Below are 2163 nucleotides of genomic sequence, written 5' to 3'. Positions count from 1 at the left end.
ATGCCAGGGACTGGGAGCTCTGGCAGAGCACGATCAAACCGGCGATAAAACCGCGGGAACTTCTCATCGGACCAGTCTTGCAGGTCGACTATGTGGTGGAACATCTTGCAGGTAATGCAGGGTCGTGCGTGCGCACGATCCATCGATCAGGGGACGGATCGGCGGATGGCGGCAGCGACCGCGAAGGCCCAGCCGAGGATGCCCACCAAACAGATCCGCTCCGCCAAGCCGAGCAGTTCCGGTGCGAAGCCGATGGTTATGCCAAGGGAGGCGAGTCCTGCCCCGGCCAGCAGGGCGAAGGCGCATGCTGTGGGATACGCGGTGCGCAGTTGCGGGCTCGTCCGGATCCACAGCGTCAGCAGGACGAAGGCCGCCAGCGCGGCGAGGAACCCGCATGCTGCGACATAAAGATGGATGGTGCCCTCGGCTGTCGAAACCCTCAGGCCGGATGCGCCGGCAGCATGGATATCGGCCGAAAAGAACGCCAGAACACCCGAGCACACGCCTCCGACGGCCAGGAGCCAAGAGCCTGTACGCCGCAGACCCGTCGCCAGCCCCGCCCGGCTGACGGCCGCCATCAGGCAGAACGTCATGGCGGCGCGGCCGAGGAAATTGAGATTCATGATCCAGCCGAACGGCCCCACCGCGAGGTTGCTTTCGGCGTCGCTGATCGGGTTGTAGTGTGGCGGCAGCAGGTGGAGGACAACATCTACCACGGCATAAATCACGACGCCGGCCATGGCAGCAGCCGCATATCGGCGTCGGCCTGCCGCGAGTGGCTGCGTTGTCATAGGCCCCAGCATGCCACTAGAGCAGGAGCTTCATCTTGTAGTTGGTCATCTCTACGCCGAGTGTGACGGGGTGCTGCTCGGCGACCACGGCGAACCCGTGCTGCTCGAAGAATGTCCGCGCTGTGATGCTCGCGTTGGTGTGCAGTTCGGATGCGCCGGCCCCTGCTGCTATGTCGTGGAGATGCGCCAGGAGGGCGGCTGCGACACCGCGTCGGCCGAACTTGGGAGCGACAAACATCATGTCGATGTAGCCGTCGTCTCCGACGTCAGCGAAGCCGGCGACCTCGACCCCGATGGTGGCCACGTACGTGTTGTGCGACTTCCTCGCTAAGTTCCATTGGTTGAGATCTCGTTCAGCCGGTCGCGCCCATGCGTCGATCTGCTCCGCTGAGTAGTGCGCCGAAGCAGTCTCCGTTACCGCCGCCAGGAACACGCTCAGAGTCGCTGGGGCATCGGTTGCGGCATACGGACGGATCTCCATCCCCTGATTCCATCACGCGATGCCGCCGCCGGTCGTCGCCGCAGGTGGAACGAGTTCATCGGCCGTTCACCCGGCGTTGTTAGAGTGCCGTGAATTTGCGAGCCGGAAGGGGTGGCGGGATGACTCAGGACGGCACACATTGGTCGATCGAGGACCAAGGCTGGGTAAGGGAGAACCTGCGCGAGGCCATCGACCAGCTGGTGGAGCTGGGTTACTCGGTGCGGGGCGGGCAGGGCGAAGACCCGGAGCTTATCGATCCCGGTGGTTCGGCAGTGGAGACGTGGCGGGAGGACTACCCGTACGACGAACGGATGTCCCGGGAAGAATACGAACTGGAGAAATACCGGTTGCAGGTGGAACTGCTGAAGTTCCAGTACTGGAGCCAGGACCATGACCTCAAACACGTCATCGTTTTCGAAGGCCGCGACGCGGCAGGCAAGGGCGGAACGATCAAACGCTTTGCCGAGCACCTCAACCCCCGGGCAGCGCGAACGGTGGCGCTGGGAAAACCCTCCGACCGTGAACAGGGCCAGTGGTATTTCCAGCGCTACATCCACCACCTGCCCACGGCCGGAGAGATCGTCATGTTCGACCGCTCCTGGTACAACCGGGCCAACGTTGAGCGCGTGATGGATTTCTGCAGCGCCGGGGAGTACGAGACCTTCATGGCACAAGCCCCTGTCTTTGAACAGATGCTGGTGGATTCCGGAATCCACCTCACCAAGTTCTGGTTCTCCGTGACGCGGCACGAACAACGCACCCGCTTCGCAATCCGCCAGATCGATCCGGTGCGTCGCTGGAAGCTTTCGCCGATGGATCTGGCCTCGCTGGACCGTTGGGAGGACTACACCCAGGCGAAGGAAGACACGTTCCTGCGGACCGACTCGGACC

The 2163-nt window shown here is 63.2% G+C and carries 3 protein-coding genes; 1 reads left to right on the top strand and 2 read right to left on the bottom strand.

The features are described from left to right. Positions 1 to 146: 146 nt before the first annotated feature. The gene (locus tag RIF85_RS15770; RefSeq protein ID WP_309072845.1) at positions 147 to 791 is read right to left on the bottom strand and encodes a DUF998 domain-containing protein; all 645 of its coding nucleotides are present in this window, start codon (positions 789 to 791) and stop codon (positions 147 to 149) included. Positions 792 to 807: 16 nt separating this feature from the next. Beyond that, the gene (locus RIF85_RS15765; protein WP_309072844.1) at positions 808 to 1272 is read right to left on the bottom strand and encodes a GNAT family N-acetyltransferase; all 465 of its coding nucleotides are present in this window, start codon (positions 1270 to 1272) and stop codon (positions 808 to 810) included. Between the two features lie 119 nt (positions 1273 to 1391). Here RIF85_RS15765 and ppk2 point away from each other — a divergent pair. Continuing rightward, positions 1392 to 2163: polyphosphate kinase 2 (ppk2, locus tag RIF85_RS15760; RefSeq protein ID WP_309072843.1), on the top strand; the 772-nt coding region annotated here is incomplete at its 3' end.

Source organism: Arthrobacter sp., assembly GCF_031179385.1.
Lineage (GTDB): Bacteria > Actinomycetota > Actinomycetes > Actinomycetales > Micrococcaceae > Arthrobacter_D.
This window is presented reverse-complemented; position numbering and strand designations above follow the sequence as displayed.